The organism is Microbulbifer sp. SH-1, from assembly GCF_011326135.1.
Classification (GTDB): domain Bacteria; phylum Pseudomonadota; class Gammaproteobacteria; order Pseudomonadales; family Cellvibrionaceae; genus Microbulbifer; species Microbulbifer harenosus.
On sequence record NZ_CP046948.1, the window covers coordinates 4386755 to 4409509 of the forward strand.

Below are 22755 nucleotides of genomic sequence, written 5' to 3' on the forward strand. Positions count from 1 at the left end.
GGATTCCATGGCGAAGAAATCCATGATTGCGCGTGAGAACAAGCGCGCTCGAACCGCAGCTAAGTACGCCGAAAAGCGTCAAGAGCTGAAGGCGATCATCGCCAGTGCCAGCGCTTCCGATGAGGAGCGTTGGGAGGCTCAACTCAAGCTGCAACAACTGCCGCGCGATGCAAGCCCGACTCGTCAGCAACGCCGCTGTCGGATCACTGGTCGCCCCCACGCTGTCTATCGCAAATTCGGCCTGTGCCGTAACAAACTGCGTGAAGCAGCCATGCGTGGAGATGTCCCCGGCCTGGTTAAATCCAGCTGGTAATACGGCAGACTTGAGGAGTCTTAAGTAATGAGTATGCAAGATCCGTTGGCAGACATGCTGACCCGCGTCCGCAACGCCCTGGCGCGCGGAAAGGGCAGCGTTTCTATGCCTTCTTCAAAACTGAAAGTAGCCGTGGCCAACGTTCTGAAGAGCGAAGGTTATGTGTCTGAAGTTGCTGTTAGCGAAGGTGCCAAGCCTGAACTGACCATCGAACTGAAGTACTTTCAGGGCAAACCGGTTATTGCCGAGCTGGATCGGGTTTCCCGTCCGGGCCTGCGTAACTACGCCGGTAAAAAAGCACTGCCTTCCGTTCGCGGCGGCCTGGGTATTGCCATCGTCTCCACCTCTAAAGGTGTGATGACCGATCGCGCAGCCCGTCAGGCTGGTGTCGGCGGCGAAGTGCTCTGCACCGTATTCTAAGCGGGGGTTGATATGTCTCGAGTAGCAAATAGTCCCGTAAGCATCCCCGCTGGCGTTTCCGTGAGCCTTTCAGGCCAGGATATCGCTGTTAAAGGCGGAAATGGCAACCTGAACTTCTCTGTTCACAGCGATGTGGAAGTGAAGCAGGAAGACAACCAGTTGACCTTTGCTGCACGCAATGGGTCCAAGCAGGCACGTGCCCTCGCCGGCACTACCCGCGCTCTGGTTAGCAATATGGTGGTCGGTGTCAGTCAGGGTTTCGAAAAGAAACTGCAACTGGTCGGCGTGGGTTACCGTGCAAAAGCAGCCGGTAAGTCCGTTAACCTGAGCCTCGGCTTCTCCCATCCGGTTGATTACGATCTGCCGGAAGGCGTTAGCGCCGAAACTCCGAGTCAGACTGAAATCGTACTGAAGAGCAGCGACAAGCAGCTGTTGGGTCAAGTGGCCGCTGAGATCCGCGCGTTCCGTCCGCCGGAGCCCTACAAAGGTAAGGGCGTCCGTTATGCAGACGAGCGTGTGTATCGCAAAGAGGCCAAGAAGAAGTAAGGCATAGATATGAACGTTAAGAAGCAATCTCGCTTGCGTCGTGCACGTCGTGCCCGCGCCAAAATGCGTGAGCTGGGCGCCGTTCGCCTGACAGTGAACCGCACGCCCCGCCACATCTACGCACAGATCCTGTCTGCCGATGGCGACAAGGTATTGGCCTCAGCCTCTACTCTGGACAAGGACCTGCGTGAAAGCAAAACCGGTAACGTCGACGCTGCTACAGCCGTTGGCACCCTGATCGCTGAGCGCGCGAAAGCCGCCGGCGTTGAAGCGGTAGCCTTCGATCGTAGCGGCTTCAAATACCATGGCCGTGTCAAGGCCCTGGCAGACGCTGCCCGTGAAGCCGGTCTGAAATTCTAAGGGTTGAGTTATGGCTAGAGAAAAAGTCGAGAAAGGCAATGACGAAGGCCTCCAGGAAAAGCTGGTCCAGGTCAATCGTGTTGCCAAAACCGTAAAGGGTGGTCGTATTTTCGCGTTCACCGCTCTGACCGTAGTTGGCGACGGCAATGGCCGTGTCGGTTTCGGTCGTGGCAAGGCGCGCGAAGTACCGGTTGCCATCCAGAAGGCAATGGAAGCTGCGCGTCGCAATATGATCCAGGTAGACCTGAACGGTGACACCATTCAGTACGCTACCAACGGTCGTCACGGCGGTTCCAAGGTTTACATGCAGCCCGCTTCCCAGGGTACCGGTGTAATTGCCGGCGGTGCCATGCGCTCCGTACTGGAAATGGCTGGTGTCCACAACGTACTGGCCAAGTGCTACGGCTCTACCAACCCGGTAAACGTCGTGCGCGCAACCTTCAGTGCGCTGGGCAAAATGAGCAGCCCGGAAGATGTAGCCGCCAAGCGTGGCAAGTCTGTGGAAGAAATCCTGAACTGATTCGGATTCGGGCCGTGGCAGCAGAATCGCTGCGGTCCGTTCTGAAACTTGCTTTGAGTGAATGAGTCATGGCTAAGAAGACCATCAAAGTCACCCAGGTCAAGAGCGTCGCCGGTCGTCTGAAGAATCATCAGGCGTGCGTCGCTGGTCTGGGTCTGCGCCGCATCGGTCACACTGTGGAAGTGGAAGACACTCCCTCTGTGCGCGGCATGATCAACAAGGTGAATTACCTCGTAAAAGTGGAGGAGGCATAACATGCGTCTGAATGAATTGTCTCCCGCGGAAGGCCACAAGCACGCTAGCAAGCGTGTGGGTCGTGGTATCGGTAGCGGCCTGGGTAAAACCGGTGGTCGCGGCCACAAGGGTCAGAAATCCCGTTCCGGCGGACGTGTACGTCCGGGCTTCGAAGGCGGTCAGATGCCTTTGCAGAAGCGCCTGCCGAAGTACGGTTTCACCTCTCGCGTTGGCCGCTTTGTGGCGGAAGTGCGTCTGGCGGAGCTGGCGAAGGTGGACGGTGACACTATTGATTTGGCAGCGCTGAAGAATGCCGATATTATCGGCAGCCACATTAAGCGCGCCAAAGTGTTCCTGTCTGGTGAGCTGACCAAAGCGGTTACCGTGAAAGGTCTGAGCGTCACCAAGGGTGCTAAAGCGGCCATTGAAGCTGCTGGCGGAAAAGTAGAAGACTAAATCGAGGCCCCAATGGCACGACCAGGATCTGGTGTTAACTCCCTGGGCAACGGCAAGGGATTAGGCGAGCTTTGGGCTCGCCTTCGTTTTCTGTTTCTCGCGATACTCGTGTATCGCATTGGAACTCACATTCCGGTGCCCGGTATTGATCCGGAGAAGCTGGCGAACCTGTTCAACCAGAACCAGGGAACCATCCTTGGTCTGTTCAACATGTTCTCCGGTGGTGCACTGGAGCGGATGAGTATTCTGGCCCTTGGCATCATGCCGTACATCTCCGCGTCTATCATCATGCAGTTGATGACCGCGGTAACGCCTTCTCTGGAGGCGTTGAAGAAGGAAGGTGATGCAGGGCGCCGTAAGATCAACCAGTACACCCGTTACCTGACGGTGCTGCTGGCTCTGATCCAGGGTATCGGTATGACCTTTGGTCTCGCCGGTCAGAACCTGGCTTACTCCGCTGAGCCGGCATTCGGATTCTACTTTGTGGCGGTAGTGTCACTGGTGACCGGTGCTGTATTCATGATGTGGCTGGGTGAACAGATTACGGAGCGCGGTGTTGGCAACGGCATTTCCATGCTGATTTTCGCCGGTATCGTCGCAGGTCTGCCCAGTGCCATTGGCCAGGCTTTCGAGCAGGCGCGCCAGGGTGAGCTGCATATCCTGATGCTGCTGGCAATCGGTTTTGTGGCGATTGCTGTGGTGTACTTCGTCGTGGTGATGGAACGCGGTCAGCGCCGTATCACCATCAACCACGCACGTCGACAGGCGGGACGTTACTCCCAGGCGCCGGCGGCTCAGTCCAGCCACCTGCCGCTGAAGGTGAATATGGCCGGCGTTATTCCGGTGATTTTTGCCAGCAGTATCCTGCTGTTCCCTGCGACTCTGGCGCAGTGGTTCGGACAGGGGGGCGAGGGTGTCGGAGCGCAGATCCTGCAGTGGATGGCGCTGCAGCTGGGTCCCGGTCAACCGCTGAACATCATTCTGTTCGCACTGTTGATTGGCTTCTTCTGTTTCTTCTATACGGCGTTGATGTTCAACCCGAATGAAGTAGCAGACAACCTGAAAAAATCCGGTGCCTATGTGCCCGGTATCCGCCCCGGCGAACAGACCGCGCGTTATATCGACACCGTTCTGACTCGTCTGACTCTGGTGGGTGCCGTATACATCGCACTGGTCTCCCTGCTGCCGCAGTTCCTGGTGGTCGGGCTGAACATTCCTTTCTATCTGGGTGGTACCTCGCTGCTGATCGTTGTGGTCGTGGTGATGGACTTCATGGCGCAGGTTCAATCGCACCTGTTGTCTCACCAGTACGAAGGGCTGATGAAAAAGGCGAATCTGCAAGGCTACGGCCGCCGTTGATCGGCAGCCGCCGCAGCAGGAGTGAATTGAGGTAAGGTCATGAAAGTACGCGCTTCTATCAAAAAGATCTGCCGTAACTGCAAAATCGTACGTCGCAAAGGCGTTCTGCGGGTAATCTGCAGCGCCGAGCCGCGTCACAAGCAGCGGCAGGGCTAATCGGCGCACTCAAACAGCGAAGCTGTTTGCGCCGATCGGCAGCCGGCCAGGGAGGGCCGGCACGGTGTCCACTCCCGAGAGGGGCCAGTTGTGACACCGATCTGTGCAGAGTCTTTTTCGGATTCTGCACAGAGTGTTTATAAATTTGCCTTCTTGCACGGCCCCGTGTACAAAGGCGCACCGCAAACCTCCCGGTCTGCGGCGAGACCGAAAAGTCACTAATAAAATGACTTCCAGGTTTCAAAAAAGGGGGCGTTGACTGTCGTCTATTTTCCCAGGGCTGAGGCCTTGGGAGGGTGGGCTATTGCAAATTGGTGTATGAAAAGCTATTCTTGCGCGCCTTTTTGGTGGTGCTGGTGGCTTTTTATTCGCTGTCAGCGCCGAATTGAGAATTGAACCGCGCCATTACCAAGTAGCGCCGGTTCACAATACGTGGAGTATGCCTCTATGGCACGTATTGCTGGTGTAAACGTACCAGACCACAAGCACGCCGTGATCTCCCTGACCCATATTTATGGTGTCGGTCGCACTACGGCCAAGTCTATTCTGGCAGCGGTAGGTATCGCTGAATCCACCAAACTTCGTGATCTGTCCGAAGAGCAGATTGAAACCATCCGCGGTGAAGTTGCAAAACTGACCGTTGAGGGTGATCTGCGTCGTGAAGTATCCATGAACATCAAGCGTCTGATGGACCTGGGTTGCTTCCGCGGTCTGCGTCACCGTCGCAGCCTGCCGCTTCGCGGTCAGCGCACCAAGACTAACGCCCGTACCCGCAAGGGTCCGCGCAAGCCCATTCGTAAGTAAGATTGGGTAAGTAATCGCGCCGCGCGAGTCTTAACAAGTACAGGATTTAGGATACAGGTATGGCTAAGCCAAAAACTACTGTTCGCAAAAAGGTCAAAAAGACCGTTGTCGACGGTGTTGCCCACATCCACGCATCGTTCAACAACACGATCGTGACGATCACTGACCGTCAGGGCAACACTCTGAGCTGGGCTACCGCTGGTGGTTCCGGTTTCCGCGGTTCTCGCAAGAGCACCCCTTTCGCAGCCCAGGTTGCCGCTGAGCGCGCAGGTACTGCCGCTCAGGAGTACGGCCTGAAAAACCTTGATGTCGAAGTGAAGGGCCCGGGCCCCGGTCGCGAATCTGCTGTTCGCGCCCTGAACAACTGCGGCTACAAGATCACCAACATCACCGACGTGACGCCAATTCCGCATAACGGATGTCGTCCGCCCAAGAAACGTCGCGTGTAAGAGGGGGTTGACGAAATGGCACGTTATATTGGACCAAAATGTAAACTTTCCCGCCGGGAAGGTACTGATCTTCAGCTGAAATCTGGCGTTCGCCCGCACGAGTCAAAGTGCCGCGCGGAAACCAAACCCGGTGTTCATGGCGCCGGCCGCGGTCGTCTTTCCGACTACGGTGTTCAGCTGCGTGAAAAACAAAAAGTGCGTCGTATCTACGGCGTGCTGGAAAAGCAGTTCCGCAACTACTATAAGCAAGCTGCGCGTCTGAAAGGCGCAACTGGTGAGAACCTGCTGCAACTTCTCGAAAAACGTCTCGACAACGTGGTTTACCGCATGGGCTTTGGCTCAACTCGCTCTGAAGCGCGTCAGTTGGTTTCCCACAAGGCGATTTTGGTGAATGGCGCTGCGGTTAACGTTCCTTCCTACCAGGTTCAGGAAGGCGACGTGATCTCCATTCGCGAGAAGGCCAAGAAGCAGATGCGTATCCAGAACTCCGTTGCCCTCGCTGCACAGCGCGGTGACGTTGAGTGGGTAGACGTGAACGCGAGCAAGCTGGAAGGTACTTTCAAGCGTGTTCCCGATCGCGTGGATCTGCCGGCAGAAATCAATGAAAACCTTATTGTGGAACTCTACTCCAAGTAAGGCTCTGTTCCATTTAAGGAATAAAACTGTAATACAGGTATGGCTATGCAGACTGCTGTCAACGAGTTTTTGACACCTCGTCGTATTGACGTCACCGAGTACAACCAGAATCACGCCAAAGTGGTTCTGGAACCGCTGGAGCGTGGTTTCGGCCACACTCTCGGCAACGCACTGCGCCGCATCCTGCTGTCTTCCATGCCCGGTTGCGCTGTCACCGAAGTGGAAATCGATGGTGTGGAGCATGAGTACAGTGCCATCGAAGGTGTGCAGGAAGATGTTATCGAAATCCTGCTCAACCTGAAGGAAATTGCGGTGGTGATGCACGGCAAGGACCAGGCAGTGCTGGGTCTGAGCAAGAAGGGCCCGGGTCCGGTGACCGCTGGCGACATCCAGGTGGATCACGACATTGAAATCGTGAACCCCGAACATGTTATCGCCAACATTACCGGCGATGTGCAACTCAATCTGCGTCTGACCGTTGCGCGCGGCCGTGGCTATCAGCCCGCCGACGCCCGCCGCGAAGACGAAGATGAGACCCGTTCTATCGGCCGTCTGCAGCTGGATGCCTCCTTTGGCCCGGTTCGTCGCGTATCTTACAGCGTGGAATCCGCGCGTGTTGAGCAGCGCACCGACCTGGACAAGCTGGTTCTGGATCTGGAAACCAACGGTACTCTGGACCCGGAAGAAGCGATCCGCCGCGCCGCCACCATCCTGCAGCAACAGCTGGCAGTGTTTGTGGATCTCGAAGGCGAGAAGGATTCCCAGCCGGAAGCGAAGGAAGAGGAAGTCGATCCGGTGCTGTTGCGCCCGGTAGACGACCTGGAGCTGACCGTGCGTTCGGCCAACTGTCTGAAAGCGGAAAACATCTACTACATCGGCGACCTGATTCAGCGCACCGAAGTAGAGCTGCTGAAGACGCCGAACCTGGGCAAGAAATCCCTGACCGAGATCAAGGATGTTCTGGCCTCCCGCGGCCTCTCCTTGGGTATGCGCCTCGAGAACTGGCCGCCGGCCAGTCTCAAAGGCGACAGCAAGCTGAGCTCCCTGTAAAGCATTTGTGGCGCGGGTACTGCCCGGCCTTGTGAAGAAAACCGAGTGGTGTGCGCCGCAGGCTATCACCACTCCCAGACGACTTGCTGAGAAAGCAATGAAAGTCGTGAGGAATTGAGTTATGCGTCATCGCTATAGTGGCCGTAAATTCAGTCGTACCAGCTCTCACCGTAAGGCCATGTTCAAGAACATGACCGCTTCTCTGGTAGAGCACGAACTGATCAAAACCACACTGCCGAAAGCCAAGGAGCTGCGTCGCGTTGCCGAGCCGCTGATCACCCTGGCCAAGAAAGACAGTGTTGCCAACCGCCGTCTGGCTTTTGCCCGTATCCGCGACAAGGATGCCGTGCGCAAGCTGTTCGACGAACTGGGTCCCCGTTACGAAGCCCGTCCCGGCGGATACATCCGCATTCTGAAATGCGGTTTCCGCGCCGGTGACAAGGCTCCGATGGCTTACGTGGAGCTGGTTGATCGTCCGGTAGCGGGCGAAGCCGTGGAAGCTGCGGAAGCCTGAGGCCCTGTGCTTTAGGTTGATCGGTACATAACCTGTGCCGAGCGAGGGAAAGCCGGTCACTGACCGGCTTTCTTTTTTTCAGCTTTAGAGTTTTTGACGCAGTTGTTTTTTTACGGTACTCCCGATGTTCCAGTCCCTGGATGAATTGCTGAAGATCCTCAACCCGCAAATCGTCGGCAGCCTCAAGCGGGCAATTGAGCTGGGTAAGTGGCCGAATGGCGTCGCCCTGTCGGCGCAACAGAAGTCGCTTTGTACAGAAGCCGTTGCCTACTGGGAGCAGACACACACCGCGCCCGCTGATCGGGTTGGTTATGTGCCGCCCAAAGCTACTCCTTGCGCCGACAAACACGACCACGAGCCAGTCACCTGGGTGGACTCGTGAGCCCGCTCATCCGCGCAGCATATTGTGCTCAAGTCCTGGCTTGATAGTCACCAGCATACGGATCGGGTTGACAGAAAAGGTATCACCGGGCGCGGCGTGAGCGCTGCCGCCGGGCTGGCGCTCAAAGCAGTTGCGGCAGTGTGGCGAGCAACTGTGATTTCTGTTGGAGAATTCGGTGCGCGGTGCTCCGGTCGACGGGTGTGAAATCCAGCTGAGCACCGGCGGACAGCTGGCCGAGGCGGTGGAGGTCCGCGCTGATGACGTGGGCGATTCGGGGATAGCCACCGATAGTCTGCCCTTCCACGAAGCTGATGATAGGAAGGCCGTTGGGGGGTACCTGCACTGTGCCCGCGCACAGCCCGGAGGAAATCTGCTGCGGAAGTCCTGTCACCGGCAGAGGTTCGCCCTGCAGGCGGATGCCCATGCGGTTGCTCTGCGGGGAGACCGTAAACCCGCCTTGATAAAATCCCCTCAGTGCATCGGCGGAAAAGTCCCGCGCCTCAAGCCCGGGAATCACCCGCAGCAGTGGCCGTGCACGGTAATCCAGGCGAAATTGCGCTGGCAACGTCCGCTGCCGCACTTGCCGGCAATGGCGCAATGGGATCGTGTCTCCGGCCTTAAGTGCCCGCCCGCACATACCTCCGAATCCGGCGATCACATGGGTGGACAGGCTGCGGAACATCGCAGTGAGCTGCATATCTCCGGCGAGCGCGACGTAGGCGCGGGCACCGGATCGAAGCGCTCCAAAACGGAGGCGGTCGCCGGCGTGTACCGAGATGACTTCATCGTTGGTGACGGGGGTGTCGTTGTGAAACAAATCGAAGCGGGCGCCGGTAATGGCGATCGAAATATTTGCGCGGAAGTCTATCTCCGGGCCTGTCAGTGCGACCTCAAGGCAGGGGTGGTCCGGTGGGTTTCCCAGCAGCAGGTTGCCCAGTGCCATGGCGAAGCTGTCTGCGGCACCACCGCAGGATAACCCCCAGCGTAAATAGCCCGGTCGACCGCCGTCCTGCACCGTGGTCTGTAATCCCGGTTTGACGATGTGCAGTGTCATCGTCCGTGTTCCACTACTTTGGCATCCGCCAGCGGGATTTTCTCCGGCGCAGAGAGCGGAGCAATCGCGGCAAACTGTTCAGTGCTGATGGGTACAAACTGGATGTAGTCCAGGGGGCGGGCGAGAAATGCGGGTGTCTGCGTGGGACGGAACAGTGCCAGCGGTGTGCGGCCGATAATCTGCCAGCCGCCAGGGGTGTCCTGGGGGTAGATGCCAGTTTGGGTGCCGCCAATACCGACCGATCCCGCCGGTACGCTCAGTGCCGGGCGCGTCTTGCGCGGGCACTGCAGCCGCTTGTCCAGTCCCCCTAGGTAGAGAAAACCGGGCGTGAAGCCGAGCATGTGCACCAGGTAACGGGGGGCGGCATGACGCGCGATGATCTCCTGCTCCGAGAGGCCGGACTGCGCGCGCAGTGTTGGCATGTCCGGTGCAAACTCGCCGTCGTAGCACACCGGAATCCGGATTACATGGCGCTCACGGACGGCGGGTGTCTCATCCTTTAGCACCTTCTCGGTCAGAGCTTTCAGTGCCTGTTCCAGCGCCGCGGTGTCGGGATCGCCCGAATGGGTTTGTGGCAGCTGCAGGGGATCAAAGCAGACGGTAAGACTCTGGTAGGCGGGCACCAGTTCAGTGACCGATGTCAGAGATGAAGATTCGACGGTCTCCGCGAGCGCGATAATGCGTTCACTCAGATTTTCCCCCGGCGTTTCCTCAAAGCGGATATCCAGCGCGGTGTCGCCGTTTGGCTGCAGCTCGAAGGTCTGATTCAGCGGCATATTTGTATCCCGGCGCGCAACATTGCCCCCTGCAGTTCGCGGGCGATGGTTACTGCCTGCGGGTTGTCGCCATGCAGGCAGATGCTGTCGACGGTAAATTGCAGCGGCTTGCCTTCGGCGGAGAGGAACGGCTGGCCAGTGGCCAGGGCCTGGGCTTGCGCCACGCACAGAGCAAATTCATGGATCACCGCGCCGGGTCTACCGCGTGGAGACAGTTGGTGATCGTTGAGATAGCGCCGGTCCATGAATCCTTCGCGGATCACCGGGTGGCGGCATTTTTTTGCGGCCCGCTCCATTGTGGCGTTGGCCAGCGCGAGTACCGCAAGACTGGGAAATTCTCGCGTGATCAACTGCACAAGATCTTCAGCCAGATCCTCATTCGCCTCCGCGTCGTTGTACAGCGCACCGTGGAGTTTTACATGTGTGAGGGGTATCTGCTGCTCTGCGGCGAATCTCTGCAGGGTCTGTATCTGTTCGCGCACCGAGGCGAGCAGGTCCCCGCGCGTAAGCGCCAGGGACGTGCGGCCAAAATTTTCCCGGTCGGGGTATCCTGGGTGCGCGCCGGCGGCGATCCCGTTTTCGCGCGCATGTTGTAACGACAGCGCCATGGTGGTGGCGTTGCCGGCGTGACCTCCGCAGGCAATATTGCAGCGGGAAATAAATGGCATGAGCAGAGCGTCGCGGGTGCAATCCGCCGCAGTGTTGCCTTCGCCCAGATCGCAGTTGATGTCGACGGTTGTCATTTCACCACCTTTTGCTCTCCCTGAAGCAGTGGAGCAGCCCGACCATCATCCGTGATCGGGCTGCGCATTCATTTGACCTTCAACATCGGTTTCAGGAAGCGTCCGGTGTGGGAGGCTTTGATTTTTGCCACCTGTTCCGGAGTCCCCGCGGCGATGATCTCGCCACCGCCAGAGCCGCCCTCGGGGCCGAGATCCACGATCCAGTCGGCGGTCTTGATCACGTCCAGATTGTGTTCGATCACCACGATGGTATTGCCGTGGTCGCGCAGGCGGTGCAGTACATCCAGCAGCAACTGGATATCCGCGAAGTGCAGGCCGGTGGTGGGTTCGTCGAGAATATACAGGGTCTGGCCAGTGTCGCGCTTGGACAGTTCGCGCGACAGCTTCACCCGCTGCGCCTCACCGCCGGACAGGGTGGTCGCCGCCTGGCCGAGTTTGATGTAGGACAACCCCACATCCATCAGCGTCTGCAGCTTCTTGGCGATGGCCGGCACCGGGTCGAAAAATTCCCGCGCGTCCTCCACGGTCATTTCCAGTACTTCATGGATGCTCTTGCCCTTGTACTGCACCTCTAAGGTTTCGCGGTTGTAACGCTTGCCCTTGCAGGTGTCGCAGGGCACGTAGATGTCCGGCAGGAAGTGCATCTCCACCTTGATCACGCCATCGCCCTGACAGGCCTCGCAGCGGCCGCCCTTTACGTTGAAACTGAAGCGCCCGGGTTTGTAACCGCGGGAGCGGGCCTCCTGGGTGCCTGAGAACAGCTCGCGGATAGGGGTGAAAATGCCGGTGTAGGTGGCGGGGTTGGAGCGCGGGGTGCGGCCGATCGGGCTCTGGTCGATGTCGACGCACTTGTCGAAATGCTCGAGCCCCTTGATGGCCTTGTGCGGCGACGCCTTCAGCGTGGTGGCTTTGTTGAGCGCAGTGGCCGCGAGCGGGTACAGGGTGGTGTTGATCAGGGTGGACTTACCGGAGCCGGATACACCGGTGACACAGGTGAATAGACCAACGGGAATTTCCAGGTCGACACTTTTCAGGTTGTTGCCGCTGGCACCCTCGATACGCAGGAGCTTGTCGCTGGCTTTGACGCGCTTCGCCGGTATGGCGATCTGTTTCTTGCCTGACAGGTATTGCCCGGTAAGTGAGCGCTCGCAACTGGCTACCTGTTCGTGGGTGCCCGCAGCAACCACTTCACCGCCGTGCACACCGGCGCCGGGCCCGATGTCGATCAGGAAGTCCGCCGCGCGGATCGCGTCCTCATCGTGCTCCACCACAATGACCGTGTTGCCGATATCCCGCAGATGGGTGAGGGTATTCAGCAATCGCTCATTGTCGCGCTGGTGCAGGCCGATGGAGGGCTCGTCGAGAATGTACATAACGCCGACGAGACCGGCGCCTATCTGGCTCGCCAGGCGGATGCGCTGGGCCTCGCCGCCGGACAGGGTTTCGGCGCTGCGGTTCAGGGTGAGGTAGTTGAGGCCCACATCCACCAGAAAGCGGAAGCGGTCGCGCAGCTCCTTTAAGATCTTGTCGGCGATCTCTTTCTGGGCGCCTTTGAACTTCAGCTGGTTGGCGAAGTAGTCGAAGGCATCGCCCACCGGCAGTTCAGTGATCTGCGCCAGAGTGCGGTTGTCTACGAACACGTTGCGCGCTTCGCGCCGCAAACGTGTGCCCTCACACTCCGGGCACTTTTGAGTGCTCAGGTATTTTGCCAACTCCTCGCGCACGCTCTGGGATTCGGTGTCGCGGTAGCGGCGCTGGAAATTGGGGATGATGCCCTCGAAGGTGTGGCGGCGGATGGTGACGTCGCCGCGCTCATTGACGTAGCTGAAGTCGATGGGCGTATCGCCGCTGCCGTGCAGGACCACTTCCCGGTCTTTCTTGCGCAGCTTCAGCCACGGCTTGTCGACATCGAAACCGTAGTGCTCCGCCAGCGAGGTGAGCATGTGATAGTAGTAAATGTTGCGCCGGTCCCAGCCGCGGATGGCGCCCTCGGAGATGCTGCTCTCCGGATCCAGGATCACCTTGTCCTCGTCGAAGAACTGTTTTACACCGAGGCCGTCGCAACCGGGGCAGGCGCCTGCCGGGTTGTTGAAGGAGAACAGACGCGGCTCCAGCTCGTCCAGTGAGTAATCACACACCGGGCAGGCGTGACGGGCAGAGAACAGGTGGTCGTCGCGGTCGCCGTCCATGAAACTGATAGAGGCGATACCGTCGGTCAGGTTGAGTGCGGTCTCGAAGGACTCCGCCAAGCGCAACTGCAGGTCGTCGCGCACCTTGAAGCGGTCCACGACCACTTCCACCGTGTGTTTCTTGCGCTTGTCCAGTTTCGGCGTGTCGTCGAGGTCGCACACGGTGCCGTTGATGCGCGCGCGCACAAAGCCGTCCCTGCGCAATTGCTCGAATACATGCAGGTGTTCTCCCTTGCGGTCGCGCACCACCGGCGCCAGCAGCATGATCCTGGAGCCCTCGGGCAGCGCCAGCACCTGGTCCACCATCTGGCTGACGGTCTGTGCCTGCAGCGGCTCGTGGTGCTCCGGGCAGCGCGGTTCGCCCACGCGGGCGAAGAGCAGGCGCAGGTAATCGTAGATCTCGGTGATGGTGCCCACGGTGGAGCGCGGGTTGTGGGAGGTGGATTTCTGCTCGATGGAGATGGCCGGCGACAGCCCCTCCACCGTATCCACATCCGGCTTTTCCATCATCGACAGAAACTGGCGCGCATAGGTGGAGAGAGACTCTACGTAGCGACGCTGGCCTTCAGCATAGAGGGTGTCGAACGCGAGTGAGGACTTACCAGAGCCAGAGAGGCCGGTAATCACGATCAGCTTGTCGCGGGGAATATCCAGGTCGATATTCTTCAGGTTGTGGGTGCGCGCACCTCTGACGTAAATCGTGTCCACTCGGCGTCCTGTATTTGCTTTGCTGCTATGAGGGCGCCCGGGGGGTAAGAACCGGGCGGAAGGAAACGGTCAAGTATAATCCGGCGGGCGATTGTGCCAAAATGCCTGCCGCGCTCTTTTCCATTGAATAACCCTGTGTGGATACGGAAATCATGATCCCCGTCATTCTCTGCGGCGGTACCGGTTCGCGTCTGTGGCCGCTTTCCCGGGATGCCTACCCCAAGCAATTTCTCGCTCTCGCCGGCAGTCAGACCATGCTCCAGGCCACGGCCTTGCGACTCGACGGACTGCCAGAAGTGGAAGCGCCGATCCTGGTGTGCAACGAATCCCACCGCTTTGCCGCGGCCGAGCAATTGCAGGAAGTGGGGCGTGCGGCCCAGTCCATCCTGCTGGAGCCCTGTGCCCGCAATACCGCCCCGGCCATCGCGCTGGCGGCACTTCGCGCGGTGGAGCAGGGGCAGGACCCGCTGCTGTTGGTGCTGCCGGCGGATCACGTGGTGGCGGATACCGCGGCCTTCCAACAATCGGTAGGTGCGGCTAAAAAGCTGGCAGAAGATGGTCTGCTGGTCACCTTTGGTATCGTGCCCACCTGCGCGGAGACCGGCTACGGCTATATCCGCAGCGGTGACGCACTGGCCGGTGGCTGGAAAGTGGCCGAGTTTGTGGAGAAGCCCGATCTCGCCACCGCTGAAAAATACCTCGCCAGTGGCGAGTACAACTGGAACAGCGGCATGTTCCTGTTTCGTGCCTCGCGCTATCTCGAGGAGCTGGCCCAGCAAAACCCCGCAATGCTCGACGCCTGCCGCGCCGCTCTGGCCGGCGCCGCCCGCGACCTGGATTTTACCCGCGTCGACGCAGATGCCTTCCGCCGCTGTCCGTCCGATTCCGTGGACTACGCGGTCATGGAGAAAACCGAGTCCGCCGCAGTGGTGCCGATGCAGGCGGGCTGGAGCGATGTGGGTTCCTGGTCCGCGCTGTGGGAGCTGGCGGAGCGGGACGCGAACGACAACCTGCTGCGCGGCGACGTACTGGCAGAGGATTCCCGTGGTTGCCTGGTGCACGGTGCCGATCGCCTTGTGGGCATCCTCGGCGTGCAGGACCTGGTGGTGGTAGACACCGATGACGCCCTGATGGTGGCGCACAAGAGCCGCGTGCAGGACGTGAAAAAACTGGTGCAGCGGCTCAAGCAGAGCGAGCGCAGTGAAGCGGAAAATCATCGCAAGGTGTTCCGCCCCTGGGGTTACTACGATTCTATCGACGCCGGCCCGCGCTTTCAGGTGAAACGCATCGTGGTCAAGCCCGGCTGCCAGTTGTCTCTGCAGATGCACCATCACCGCGCTGAGCACTGGATTGTGGTGCGCGGCACGGCCAAGGTGACCCGCGGAGACGATCAACTGCTGCTGACCGAGAACGAATCCACCTTCATTCCCCTCGGCGTGGTCCACCGCCTGGAAAATCCCGGCAGTATCCCCCTGGAGCTGATTGAGGTGCAGTCCGGCAGCTACCTCGGCGAGGACGATATCGTCCGTCTCGAAGACAAATACGGGAGAGAGTGAGGGCGCAAACGGCGGGATTGCGTCGATAAATCTGCGCTATCCGCTCGTTAGGCAGCGGGGAGTCCTATCTCCGCTGCTGTGGCTGCTACAATGCGCCCCGTTTTTTTGCCGTGTCCGGAACCTCTGCATGAATTCCACTGAACGCCGCGCACTCGCCGGCCTCGCCTCCCTCTATGTCTTCCGCATGCTGGGCCTGTTTATGGTGCTGCCGGTGCTGTCTCTGTACGGCGCCGACTACCGCGGCAGTACTCCCGCGCTGCTGGGGCTGGCGCTGGGCGCCTACGGCCTCAGCCAGGCGCTGCTGCAGATCCCCCTGGGAATGCTGAGTGACCGCTGGGGGCGCAAGCCGGTGATTTTTCTCGGGCTGGCGGTATTCGCCATGGGCAGTGTGGTGGCGGCACTGACGGACTCGGTATACGGGCTGATTGCCGGACGCATACTGCAGGGCGCTGGCGCTATCGCCGCGGCCACTATGGCACTGGCGGCGGACCTGACCCGGGACGAAAACCGCGGCAAGGCGATGGCGGTGATTGGCGCCTCCATCGGCGTGGCGTTTGTGCTTGCAGTGGTGCTGGGGCCGCTGGTGGCGGGTCTCGGTGGTCTTTCGGCCATATTCTGGCTCACCGCGCTACTGGCGCTGGTGGGCATGCTGCTGGTGTGGCGGCTGGTGCCTAACCCGCAACAACTGGCCCCGCGCGGCCCGCGCCAGGGAGATTTCTCCCGGCTGTTGCGACAGGGGGATGTGTGGCGGCTGGTGAGTGGAGTGTTTTTCCTGCACCTGCTGCTGACCATGATGTTCGTGCCGCTTCCGCACCTGCTGGTGGATCAGTTGCACCTGGCCAGCGACCAGCACTGGAAACTTTATGGCCCGCTGATGCTGGGCGCCTTTGTACTGATGCTGCCGCTGATGCGCGCGGCAGAAAAACGCCAACAGGTTCCCGGTGCCATGCGCCTGGCCCTGCTTGGGTTGGTGTTCGGCGGGGTGGCGCTGATGCCAGAGGTACGGGGAAACTGGATAGTGTTGTGCCTTGGGGTGTTCTTCCTCGCCTTCAATCTACTGGAGGCACTGCTGCCCGCGCAGCTGACCCGGGTGGCGCCTGCGGAGTGCCGCGGTGCCGCCACCGGTCTCTATGCGACCCTGCAGTTTCTCGGTGCCTTTGCCGGTGGCAGCCTCGGCGGGGTAGTGTACGGCCAGGGCGGTGCCGGGGCTGTGGCCACCCTCGCGCTGGGAGTTCTGCTGCTGTGGTCCATCGCCTGGTGGCAGATGCGCGGCACCCGCGTACCGCTTGCAGGCCGCTGAGAAGGATCTTTTTCCGCTGGCGTCGGCTCGCCCGGGGTAGCGGTGACGGCCCCCGCCCGAGTGTTGTATGCTGCTGGATAAAAATACACTGTTGGCGAGGCCGGCAGCTGGCGGATCATGGACCGCGGCGCCGGTTTCCCGAATCTGAATTTTTGAACTCTGAACCTTTGAACAATGAAATGGGCCCGCCAGAGGGCACACTGAGAGGAGAGGCTTATGGCCAGGGGCGTTAACAAAGTAATTCTGATTGGCAATCTGGGCGGCGACCCGGAAACCCGCTATCTGCCCAGCGGCGGCGCCGTTACCAATGTCACCCTGGCGACGTCTGAAACCTGGAAAGACAAGCAGACCGGCCAGCAGCAGGAGCGCACCGAGTGGCACCGCGTGGTGTTCTTCAACCGTCTGGCGGAGATTGCCGGCGAGTACCTGCGCAAGGGCAGCAAGGTCTACCTTGAGGGCTCTCTGCGCACGCGCAAGTGGCAGGACAAGCAGACCGGCCAGGACCGCTACACCACCGAAATCGTCGCCAGCGAAATGCAGATGCTCGACGGCCGCGGTGAGCAGAGCGGCGGCTATCAGCAGCAGGGCGGCCAGGGCGGTGGCTACCAGCAGCAGGGCGGCGATTATAACCAGGGCGGTTACCAGGACGAATACGCTCAGGGCCGCTCCGCACCTTCTCCCATGGCGCCGTCCAATCCTTCTTCAAACCAGCCGCAAAATCGCCCCGCCGGCAACCAGGCACCCATGGGTGGCTTTGATAACAGCTTCGACGACGACATTCCCTTCTAACGCGGGCCGTCTCCTCCATGCATCACACGGGTTATCAGCCTGACACCGCCGTGCTTATCGGTGCCGGCAATGCCATCGACGGACCCCTGCAGAAGGGGTTGCAGAGGGTGGGTTTCCGGGTGCAATTGTTGGGGCTTGAGCAGATCGCGGCGGCACCCCTCGGTATTCGCGAGGGTAGCCTTGTGATCAACGCCGCCAGCTGTGCTGGCAGCGCGCGCATGCACGAGGCCCGCGCGGTGTGTGAGGCCCTGCGGAACCAGCCCTGTGCGGCGTTGCTGCACCTGTCCTCCTACGGGGTATTCGGGCGCGCCCGCAGCCGGAAAATCGACGAGGAAACCGCGCCAGAGCCCAGCTCGGAAATCGGGCGGCACTGGCTGGACTGTGAGCGGATTCTTACCGGAAGCAGCCCGGCCGCATACGGTGTCAGCATCCTGCGTCTCGGCTGGCAGGTGGACCGCAGCGAGCGTGCGTTGCTGGCGCGGGTCATCCGCGGCCTGCTGAATCACAAGCCGGTTACGCTTGACGACGTGAGCCGCGGCAATCCAGTCACGGTGGCGGACCTGGTGCGGGTGGCTGTTGCCATGGCCCAGCAGTTGGCGAGCGGCGCGCCGAAGTCCGGCATTTACCACTACGGCGCGGCGGACAACTGCAGTGCCATGGAATTTGGCCGTGAAGTGGTCGACCGGGTGCGCTCCCTGTATGGCGAGGATTACGCCGCGGATTTGCGGCCGGTTGAGCCCGCGCCGGAGGACCGCTCCTCGGTGCTGAGCTGTGAGCGGCTGCGCGACGTGTTTGGTATCCAGCAGCGCAGCTGGCGTCAGGGGCTGACCCGTCAGGTGGAGCTGTGGCTGGAGCGGCTGCAGAAAGCGGAAAGCTGACCGCGACGTTGATCAGGGTGCTGGATCAACAACAAAAAGGGCGAGCCGCTGCGCGGCTCGCCCTTTTTGTTTGGCGGAAAGCCCGAGGTCAGATCTTGTCGAAGATCAGACTGGCGTTGGTGCCGCCGAAGCCGAAGCTGTTGGACAGCGCCCGGCGGATCTGGGTCTCGCGCAGCTCGGTAACCAGGTCGAGGCCCGCCGCCGCTTCGTCCAGCGTCTCCACATTGGCGGAGGCGGCGATAAAGCCGTTCTGCATCATCAGCAGGGAGTAAATGGCTTCCTGCACACCGGCGGCACCCAGGGAGTGACCGGTGAGGGACTTGGTGGAGGCGAATGCCGGCACCTTATCGCCAAACACTTCTTTCATCGCGCGCAGCTCGGCTACGTCGCCCACCGGGGTGGAGGTGCCGTGGGTGTTGATGTAATCCACGCCGCCTTCCAGGCCCTTGCCGTCCATGCCGGCCAGCGCCTGCTGCATGCAGCGCGCCGCACCCTCGCCGCTAGGGGCGACCATGTCGTAGCCGTCGGAGGTGGCGCCATAGCCCACCAGCTCGGCGATGATGTTGGCGCCGCGGGCTTTTGCGTGTTCATATTCTTCCAACACCACACAACCGCCACCGCCGGCGATCACGAAGCCGTCGCGGTTGGCGTCGTAGGGGCGGGAGGCCTTGGTGGGGGTGTCGTTGTATTTGGACGACAGCGCGCCCATGGCGTCGAACAGATGGGTCAGGCTCCAGGCCAGTTCCTCACCGCCGCCGGCAAACACGATGTCCTGCTTGCCCATCTGGATCAACTCTGCGCCGTTGCCAATACAGTGCGCGGAGGTGGCACAGGCCGAGGAGATGGAGTAGTTCACGCCTTTGATCTTGAAGGGAGTGGCGAGACACGCGGATACCGTGCTGCCCATGACCTGTGGCACGCGGAAGGCGCCGACTTTACGTACACCTCGGGTCTTGGTGATCTCGGCGGACTCGATGATGGCCGCGGTGGACGTACCACCGGAACCCATCACCAGGCCGGTGCGGGGATTCGAAATGTCGAACTCTTCCAGGCCCGCCATGCCAATGGCCTCGGCCATGGCGATGTACGCATAGGCGGCGGAGTCGCCCATGAAACGCAGGTGCTTGCGGTCGATGTGTTCCTTGAAATCGATGTCGACCACACCGGCGACCTGGCTGCGCAGGCCCAGCTCGGCGTATTCGTCCATAAAGCGGATGCCGCTGCGGCCGGCCTTCAGGGAGGCCAGCACTTCCTGCGTATTGTTACCGATGCAGGAAGTGATGCCCATTCCGGTAATGACTACCCGGCGCATAGTGATCTCCAATAAAACTTGTTGTGTGAATTGTTATTGTTTTGTGTGACAGACCGACAGATCAAAAGTTGTCTGTGCGGGTAAACAGGCCGACACGCAGATCCGTGGCAGTGTAGATTTCGCGCCCGTCGACAGACACGGAGCCATTGCCGATGCCCATCACCAGCTTGCGTTCCACCAGCCGGCTCATCTGAATATGGTAAGTAACCTTCTTATTGGTCGGTAGGATCTGGCCGGTGAATTTCACTTCGCCGCAGCCCAGGGCGCGGCCGCGACCGGGGTTGCCTTTCCACGCGAGAAAATACCCCAGAAGCTGCCACATGGCATCCAGGCCGAGGCAGCCGGGCATGACCGGGTCACCGGGGAAATGGCAGTCAAAGAACCACAGGTCGGGGGTGATATCCAGCTCGGCAATCAGCTCGCCTTTGCCGAATTCACCGCCGTCTTTGGAGACATGGGTGATGCGGTCGAGCATCAGCATATTGGGGGCGGGCAGCTGGGCGTTGCCCGGGCCGAACATTTCTCCGCGGCTGCAGGCCAGGAGCTCTTCGCGGGTGTAGCTGCTTTTTTGAACGAAATTACTCATTGGGTCCCCGATTTTGGGCATTCTTTACACGAGCCGGCATTCTAAGGGCTAAGGATAGCTTGTCCAGTCGGTCATAACCCTTTTTGTGACCGGAACTGTCTCAAATAGCCCTTGACCCGCGGCTTGTGGCGGGAAACTCCGGACATCTTGCCAGTTTGCCCCGGGTCATGGGCGGTCTGATTCTTGCCTGATCATTATCATGGTTTTGTGATAACTTGCGGCCACTCAGCGCAGGAGAGCGCTGGTGGAAGAATTTCAGCGAGGGTGTGATGCTCAAAAAATGTCTTTTTCCCGTGGCCGGTTACGGAACCCGCTTCCTGCCGGCGACCAAGGCCATGCCCAAGGAGATGTTGCCGCTGGTCAACAAACCTCTGGTGCAATACGGCGTGGAAGAGGCCATTGAGGCGGGCCTGACTGAAATCGGCTTTGTCACCGGGCGCGGCAAGCGCGCCATTGAAGACCATTTCGATACCAACTTCGAGCTTGAGCATCAGATCGCCGGCACGGGCAAAGAGCGCTACCTCGACAGCGTGCGCAAGGTAATCGACCGCGCCAGCTTTTCTTACACTCGCCAGGGCGAGATGCGCGGTCTCGGCGACGCCATTTTGCAGGGGCAGCGCCTCATCGGCGACGAAGCCTTCGCCGTGGTGCTGGCAGACGACCTTTGCCTCAATGATGGTCCCGGTGTACTCGAGCAGATGGTGCAACTGTACAAGCAATTCCGCTGCAGCATTGTCGCGGTAGAGGAAGTGTCAGCGGACCAGATTCACAAGTTCGGTGTTATTGCCGGCAATGAAATCAAACCGGGTCTCTATCAGGTCACCGACATGGTGGAAAAACCGGCGGCGGAAGACGCGCCGAGCAATATGGCCATCATCGGCCGCTACATTCTCACGCCAGATATTTTTGAATTGATCCGCGAGACCCCGCCGGGGAAAAACGGTGAGGTGCAGATCACCGATGCGCTGCTGACGCAGGCGCAGCGCGGTTGTGTTCTCGCGTATAAATTCAAGGGGCGCCGCTTCGATTGCGGCTCCGTCGACGGCTTTATCGAAGCCACCAATCACGTCTACAAAACAATGTATTTACCGGGGGGAAAGGGCTGAAATGTCTGAATTGACCTGTTTTAAAGCGTACGATCTGCGCGGCCGCGTGCCGGACGAGCTGAACACCGATGTGGCCTACCGTGTAGGTCGCGCCTTCGCCCAGTTTCTGGGGGCGCGCCGCGTGGTGGTGGGGCACGATATCCGCCTCACCAGTGGCGAGCTGACCGACGCCCTGGCCAACGGCCTGCGCGACGCCGGGGCCGATGTTTATCACATCGGCGAATGCGGTACCGAGGAAATCTATTTCTCCACCTTCCATGGCGACTTCGATGGCGGAATCTGCGTTACCGCGAGTCACAACCCCATGGACTACAACGGCATGAAATTCGTGCGTGCAGGCTCCCGCCCGATCAGTGGTGACACTGGCCTGCTGGACATTAAAAAGCTCGCGGAAGACAACAATTTCCCCGCAGTGGAAAAGCGTGGTGAGTTGCACACCTTTGCGCACCGCGACGATTTCGTAAAACATCTGTTGGGTTACGTCGACGTTTCCACACTGAAACCGCTGAAACTGGTGGTTAACGCGGGCAACGGTGGCGCCGGTGCGGTGGTGGATGCCCTGGCTCCGCACCTGCCGTTTGAATTCGTGCGCGTGCACCACGAGCCCGATGGCACCTTCCCCAATGGCATTCCCAACCCGATCCTGCCGGAAAACCGCGAGTCCACCGCTACTGCCGTACGCGAGAGTGGTGCGGATTTCGGTATTGCCTGGGACGGTGACTTTGATCGCTGTTTCTTCTTCGATGAGCGCGGTGAATTCATCGAGGGCTACTACGTAGTTGGTTTGCTGGCGGAAGCCTTCCTGGCCAAGCACCCGGGTGCCAAGGTGGTACACGACCCGCGCCTGACCTGGAATACCGAAGATATCGTGAAAGCGGCGGGCGGCGAGCCGGTGCAAAGCAAAACCGGTCACGCCTTTATCAAGGAGCGTATGCGTAAGGAAGACGCCATTTACGGCGGCGAGATGAGTGCGCACCATTACTTCCGTGATTTCGCCTACTGCGATAGCGGTATGATTCCGTGGCTACTGGTGGCGGAGCTGGTGAGCCGCAGTGGCAAACCTTTGTCGCAGCTGGTGGGCGAGCGCATGAAAGCCTTCCCGTGCAGTGGTGAGATCAATTCCAAGGTCGCCGACCCGAAAGCCCTGTTGCAGGCGGCGGAAGAGAAGTACGCGGCCGATGCCAACAGCGTCGAGCATGTGGATGGCCTGAGCGTTGCCTTTGACGATTGGCGTTTCAACCTGCGCATGTCCAACACTGAGCCGGTGGTGCGCTTGAATGTCGAGTCTCGTGGGGATGAGGCGTTGATGAAGGCCAAGACTGAAGAGTTGCTGGTTCTGATTCGCGGATAGTTTTTTACTTCGTTGTGGGCACTGTTGCACTTCGTAGTGGAGTTCAATGGCGGCCCTGCTACCGGGTACTGCCTTGCGAGACACGCCGTGAACCCATCCATGGGGGCTCTTCTAAAACATCCCTGTTTTAGAAGGTCTCGCAAGGCAGTACCCGGTAGCAGGGCCTTAGCTTTGAATTTTCGACTTCGTTTTTGGCAATAGAGTCGAA

Annotated in this window: 27 protein-coding genes; 21 read left to right on the forward strand and 6 right to left on the reverse strand. The window is 59.8% G+C overall.

Going from position 1 to position 22755, the window contains the following annotated elements; genetic code table 11:
- The first annotated feature begins 7 nt into the window (after positions 1-7).
- From rpsN to GNX18_RS18150, 15 genes are all read left to right on the forward strand, one after another.
- A complete protein-coding gene (gene rpsN, locus GNX18_RS18080) occupies positions 8-313 on the forward strand; it encodes a 30S ribosomal protein S14 (RefSeq protein WP_105101959.1) in 306 nt (101 codons plus the stop codon).
- Positions 314-340: 27 nt separating this feature from the next.
- Positions 341-733, forward strand: a complete 393-nt coding sequence (rpsH, locus tag GNX18_RS18085; protein WP_138236932.1) for a 30S ribosomal protein S8 — start codon at positions 341-343, stop codon at positions 731-733.
- A 12-nt stretch (positions 734-745) separates the two neighbouring features.
- Positions 746-1279 carry a 50S ribosomal protein L6 gene (gene rplF, locus GNX18_RS18090; RefSeq protein WP_138236931.1) on the forward strand — a complete coding sequence of 178 codons (534 nt, stop codon included), beginning with the start codon at positions 746-748 and terminating at the stop codon, positions 1277-1279.
- A gap of 9 nt (positions 1280-1288) precedes the next feature.
- On the forward strand, positions 1289-1639 hold the full coding sequence (rplR, locus tag GNX18_RS18095; protein ID WP_138236930.1) for a 50S ribosomal protein L18: 351 nt from the start codon (positions 1289-1291) through the stop codon (positions 1637-1639).
- A gap of 10 nt (positions 1640-1649) precedes the next feature.
- Positions 1650-2159, forward strand: a complete 510-nt coding sequence (gene rpsE / locus GNX18_RS18100; protein ID WP_105101955.1) for a 30S ribosomal protein S5 — start codon at positions 1650-1652, stop codon at positions 2157-2159.
- Positions 2160-2227: 68 nt separating this feature from the next.
- A complete protein-coding gene (rpmD, locus tag GNX18_RS18105; RefSeq protein WP_105101954.1) occupies positions 2228-2413 on the forward strand; it encodes a 50S ribosomal protein L30 in 186 nt (61 codons plus the stop codon).
- 1 nt (position 2414) lies between these two features.
- On the forward strand, positions 2415-2849 hold the full coding sequence (rplO, locus tag GNX18_RS18110; protein WP_138236929.1) for a 50S ribosomal protein L15: 435 nt from the start codon (positions 2415-2417) through the stop codon (positions 2847-2849).
- Between the two features lie 12 nt (positions 2850-2861).
- Complete coding sequence (gene secY / locus GNX18_RS18115) at positions 2862-4208, forward strand: preprotein translocase subunit SecY (protein ID WP_166219924.1); 1347 nt, start codon at positions 2862-2864, stop codon at positions 4206-4208.
- Between the two features lie 39 nt (positions 4209-4247).
- Positions 4248-4364, forward strand: coding sequence for a 50S ribosomal protein L36 (rpmJ, locus tag GNX18_RS18120; RefSeq protein WP_105101951.1), 117 nt, complete (start codon positions 4248-4250; stop codon positions 4362-4364).
- Positions 4365-4811: 447 nt separating this feature from the next.
- The gene (rpsM, locus tag GNX18_RS18125; protein WP_138236927.1) at positions 4812-5168 is read left to right on the forward strand and encodes a 30S ribosomal protein S13; all 357 of its coding nucleotides are present in this window, start codon (positions 4812-4814) and stop codon (positions 5166-5168) included.
- A gap of 59 nt (positions 5169-5227) precedes the next feature.
- Positions 5228-5617 carry a 30S ribosomal protein S11 gene (gene rpsK / locus GNX18_RS18130; protein ID WP_043320820.1) on the forward strand — a complete coding sequence of 130 codons (390 nt, stop codon included), beginning with the start codon at positions 5228-5230 and terminating at the stop codon, positions 5615-5617.
- 15 nt (positions 5618-5632) lie between these two features.
- Positions 5633-6253 carry a 30S ribosomal protein S4 gene (gene rpsD / locus GNX18_RS18135; protein ID WP_138236926.1) on the forward strand — a complete coding sequence of 207 codons (621 nt, stop codon included), beginning with the start codon at positions 5633-5635 and terminating at the stop codon, positions 6251-6253.
- Positions 6254-6298: 45 nt separating this feature from the next.
- The gene (gene rpoA, locus GNX18_RS18140) at positions 6299-7303 is read left to right on the forward strand and encodes a DNA-directed RNA polymerase subunit alpha (protein ID WP_138236925.1); all 1005 of its coding nucleotides are present in this window, start codon (positions 6299-6301) and stop codon (positions 7301-7303) included.
- 121 nt (positions 7304-7424) lie between these two features.
- Positions 7425-7817 carry a 50S ribosomal protein L17 gene (rplQ, locus tag GNX18_RS18145; protein ID WP_105101947.1) on the forward strand — a complete coding sequence of 131 codons (393 nt, stop codon included), beginning with the start codon at positions 7425-7427 and terminating at the stop codon, positions 7815-7817.
- Between the two features lie 124 nt (positions 7818-7941).
- Complete coding sequence (locus tag GNX18_RS18150) at positions 7942-8199, forward strand: DUF1315 family protein (protein ID WP_166219926.1); 258 nt, start codon at positions 7942-7944, stop codon at positions 8197-8199.
- Between the two features lie 121 nt (positions 8200-8320).
- Here GNX18_RS18150 and GNX18_RS18155 read toward each other — a convergent pair whose 3' ends face one another.
- The 4 genes from GNX18_RS18155 to uvrA all read right to left on the reverse strand — a co-directional run bounded on the left by GNX18_RS18155 (position 8321) and on the right by uvrA (position 13669).
- Entirely contained in the window at positions 8321-9253 is a 933-nt protein-coding gene (locus tag GNX18_RS18155; protein WP_166219928.1) for a biotin-dependent carboxyltransferase family protein, read from the reverse strand.
- Positions 9250-10029 (reverse strand): 5-oxoprolinase subunit PxpB, encoded by a 780-nt coding sequence (gene pxpB / locus GNX18_RS18160; RefSeq protein ID WP_166219931.1) that lies wholly within the window; start codon positions 10027-10029, stop codon positions 9250-9252. The genes GNX18_RS18155 and pxpB overlap by 4 nt, the downstream gene beginning before the upstream one ends.
- Positions 10020-10772: a 5-oxoprolinase subunit PxpA gene (gene pxpA / locus GNX18_RS18165; protein WP_166219933.1), complete on the reverse strand. Its 753-nt coding sequence runs from the start codon at positions 10770-10772 to the stop codon at positions 10020-10022. Before pxpA ends, pxpB begins: the two co-directional genes overlap by 10 nt.
- Before the next feature lie 68 nt (positions 10773-10840).
- Positions 10841-13669: an excinuclease ABC subunit UvrA gene (gene uvrA, locus GNX18_RS18170; protein ID WP_166219935.1), complete on the reverse strand. Its 2829-nt coding sequence runs from the start codon at positions 13667-13669 to the stop codon at positions 10841-10843.
- 152 nt (positions 13670-13821) lie between these two features.
- Here uvrA and GNX18_RS18175 point away from each other — a divergent pair, with 152 nt between their 5' ends.
- The 4 genes from GNX18_RS18175 (at position 13822) to GNX18_RS18190 (ending at position 18192) form a co-directional block, all read left to right on the forward strand.
- Positions 13822-15225 (forward strand): mannose-1-phosphate guanylyltransferase/mannose-6-phosphate isomerase, encoded by a 1404-nt coding sequence (locus tag GNX18_RS18175; protein ID WP_205828004.1) that lies wholly within the window; start codon positions 13822-13824, stop codon positions 15223-15225.
- Positions 15226-15352: 127 nt separating this feature from the next.
- Positions 15353-16525 carry an MFS transporter gene (locus tag GNX18_RS18180; RefSeq protein ID WP_138236919.1) on the forward strand — a complete coding sequence of 391 codons (1173 nt, stop codon included), beginning with the start codon at positions 15353-15355 and terminating at the stop codon, positions 16523-16525.
- A 216-nt stretch (positions 16526-16741) separates the two neighbouring features.
- Positions 16742-17314 carry a single-stranded DNA-binding protein gene (gene ssb, locus GNX18_RS18185; RefSeq protein WP_138236918.1) on the forward strand — a complete coding sequence of 191 codons (573 nt, stop codon included), beginning with the start codon at positions 16742-16744 and terminating at the stop codon, positions 17312-17314.
- 50 nt (positions 17315-17364) lie between these two features.
- A complete protein-coding gene (locus GNX18_RS18190; protein ID WP_240914090.1) occupies positions 17365-18192 on the forward strand; it encodes a sugar nucleotide-binding protein in 828 nt (275 codons plus the stop codon).
- 88 nt (positions 18193-18280) lie between these two features.
- Here GNX18_RS18190 and fabB read toward each other — a convergent pair whose 3' ends face one another.
- A complete protein-coding gene (gene fabB / locus GNX18_RS18195) occupies positions 18281-19504 on the reverse strand; it encodes a beta-ketoacyl-ACP synthase I (RefSeq protein ID WP_166219939.1) in 1224 nt (407 codons plus the stop codon).
- Between the two features lie 61 nt (positions 19505-19565).
- Positions 19566-20090 (reverse strand): 3-hydroxyacyl-[acyl-carrier-protein] dehydratase FabA, encoded by a 525-nt coding sequence (gene fabA / locus GNX18_RS18200; protein ID WP_138236915.1) that lies wholly within the window; start codon positions 20088-20090, stop codon positions 19566-19568.
- A 269-nt stretch (positions 20091-20359) separates the two neighbouring features.
- On the opposite strand from fabA, the gene galU reads away from it, so the two are divergent.
- Together galU and GNX18_RS18210 are read left to right on the forward strand one after the other, a co-directional pair.
- Positions 20360-21196, forward strand: a complete 837-nt coding sequence (gene galU / locus GNX18_RS18205; RefSeq protein ID WP_166219941.1) for a UTP--glucose-1-phosphate uridylyltransferase GalU — start codon at positions 20360-20362, stop codon at positions 21194-21196.
- 1 nt (position 21197) lies between these two features.
- Positions 21198-22547, forward strand: coding sequence for a phosphomannomutase (locus GNX18_RS18210; protein WP_166219943.1), 1350 nt, complete (start codon positions 21198-21200; stop codon positions 22545-22547).
- Positions 22548-22755 lie beyond the last annotated feature (208 nt).

What these genes read in the sequence shown, in the direction of transcription:
- rpsN (WP_105101959.1), top strand. Translation starts at nt 8, where the DNA reads ATGGCGAAGAAATCCATGATTGCGCGTGAGAACAAGCGCGCTCGAACC.
- rpsH (WP_138236932.1), top strand. Translation starts at nt 341, where the DNA reads ATGAGTATGCAAGATCCGTTGGCAGACATGCTGACCCGCGTCCGCAAC.
- rplF (WP_138236931.1), top strand. Translation starts at nt 746, where the DNA reads ATGTCTCGAGTAGCAAATAGTCCCGTAAGCATCCCCGCTGGCGTTTCC.
- rplR (WP_138236930.1), top strand. Translation starts at nt 1,289, where the DNA reads ATGAACGTTAAGAAGCAATCTCGCTTGCGTCGTGCACGTCGTGCCCGC.
- rpsE (WP_105101955.1), top strand. Translation starts at nt 1,650, where the DNA reads ATGGCTAGAGAAAAAGTCGAGAAAGGCAATGACGAAGGCCTCCAGGAA.
- rpmD (WP_105101954.1), top strand. Translation starts at nt 2,228, where the DNA reads ATGGCTAAGAAGACCATCAAAGTCACCCAGGTCAAGAGCGTCGCCGGT.
- rplO (WP_138236929.1), top strand. Translation starts at nt 2,415, where the DNA reads ATGCGTCTGAATGAATTGTCTCCCGCGGAAGGCCACAAGCACGCTAGC.
- secY (WP_166219924.1), top strand. Translation starts at nt 2,862, where the DNA reads ATGGCACGACCAGGATCTGGTGTTAACTCCCTGGGCAACGGCAAGGGA.
- rpmJ (WP_105101951.1), top strand. Translation starts at nt 4,248, where the DNA reads ATGAAAGTACGCGCTTCTATCAAAAAGATCTGCCGTAACTGCAAAATC.
- rpsM (WP_138236927.1), top strand. Translation starts at nt 4,812, where the DNA reads ATGGCACGTATTGCTGGTGTAAACGTACCAGACCACAAGCACGCCGTG.
- rpsK (WP_043320820.1), top strand. Translation starts at nt 5,228, where the DNA reads ATGGCTAAGCCAAAAACTACTGTTCGCAAAAAGGTCAAAAAGACCGTT.
- rpsD (WP_138236926.1), top strand. Translation starts at nt 5,633, where the DNA reads ATGGCACGTTATATTGGACCAAAATGTAAACTTTCCCGCCGGGAAGGT.
- rpoA (WP_138236925.1), top strand. Translation starts at nt 6,299, where the DNA reads ATGCAGACTGCTGTCAACGAGTTTTTGACACCTCGTCGTATTGACGTC.
- rplQ (WP_105101947.1), top strand. Translation starts at nt 7,425, where the DNA reads ATGCGTCATCGCTATAGTGGCCGTAAATTCAGTCGTACCAGCTCTCAC.
- GNX18_RS18150 (WP_166219926.1), top strand. Translation starts at nt 7,942, where the DNA reads ATGTTCCAGTCCCTGGATGAATTGCTGAAGATCCTCAACCCGCAAATC.
- GNX18_RS18155 (WP_166219928.1), bottom strand. Translation starts at nt 9,253, where the DNA reads ATGACACTGCACATCGTCAAACCGGGATTACAGACCACGGTGCAGGAC.
- pxpB (WP_166219931.1), bottom strand. Translation starts at nt 10,029, where the DNA reads ATGCCGCTGAATCAGACCTTCGAGCTGCAGCCAAACGGCGACACCGCG.
- pxpA (WP_166219933.1), bottom strand. Translation starts at nt 10,772, where the DNA reads ATGACAACCGTCGACATCAACTGCGATCTGGGCGAAGGCAACACTGCG.
- GNX18_RS18175 (WP_205828004.1), top strand. Translation starts at nt 13,822, where the DNA reads ATGATCCCCGTCATTCTCTGCGGCGGTACCGGTTCGCGTCTGTGGCCG.
- GNX18_RS18180 (WP_138236919.1), top strand. Translation starts at nt 15,353, where the DNA reads ATGAATTCCACTGAACGCCGCGCACTCGCCGGCCTCGCCTCCCTCTAT.
- ssb (WP_138236918.1), top strand. Translation starts at nt 16,742, where the DNA reads ATGGCCAGGGGCGTTAACAAAGTAATTCTGATTGGCAATCTGGGCGGC.
- fabB (WP_166219939.1), bottom strand. Translation starts at nt 19,504, where the DNA reads ATGCGCCGGGTAGTCATTACCGGAATGGGCATCACTTCCTGCATCGGT.
- fabA (WP_138236915.1), bottom strand. Translation starts at nt 20,090, where the DNA reads ATGAGTAATTTCGTTCAAAAAAGCAGCTACACCCGCGAAGAGCTCCTG.
- galU (WP_166219941.1), top strand. Translation starts at nt 20,360, where the DNA reads ATGCTCAAAAAATGTCTTTTTCCCGTGGCCGGTTACGGAACCCGCTTC.
- GNX18_RS18210 (WP_166219943.1), top strand. Translation starts at nt 21,198, where the DNA reads ATGTCTGAATTGACCTGTTTTAAAGCGTACGATCTGCGCGGCCGCGTG.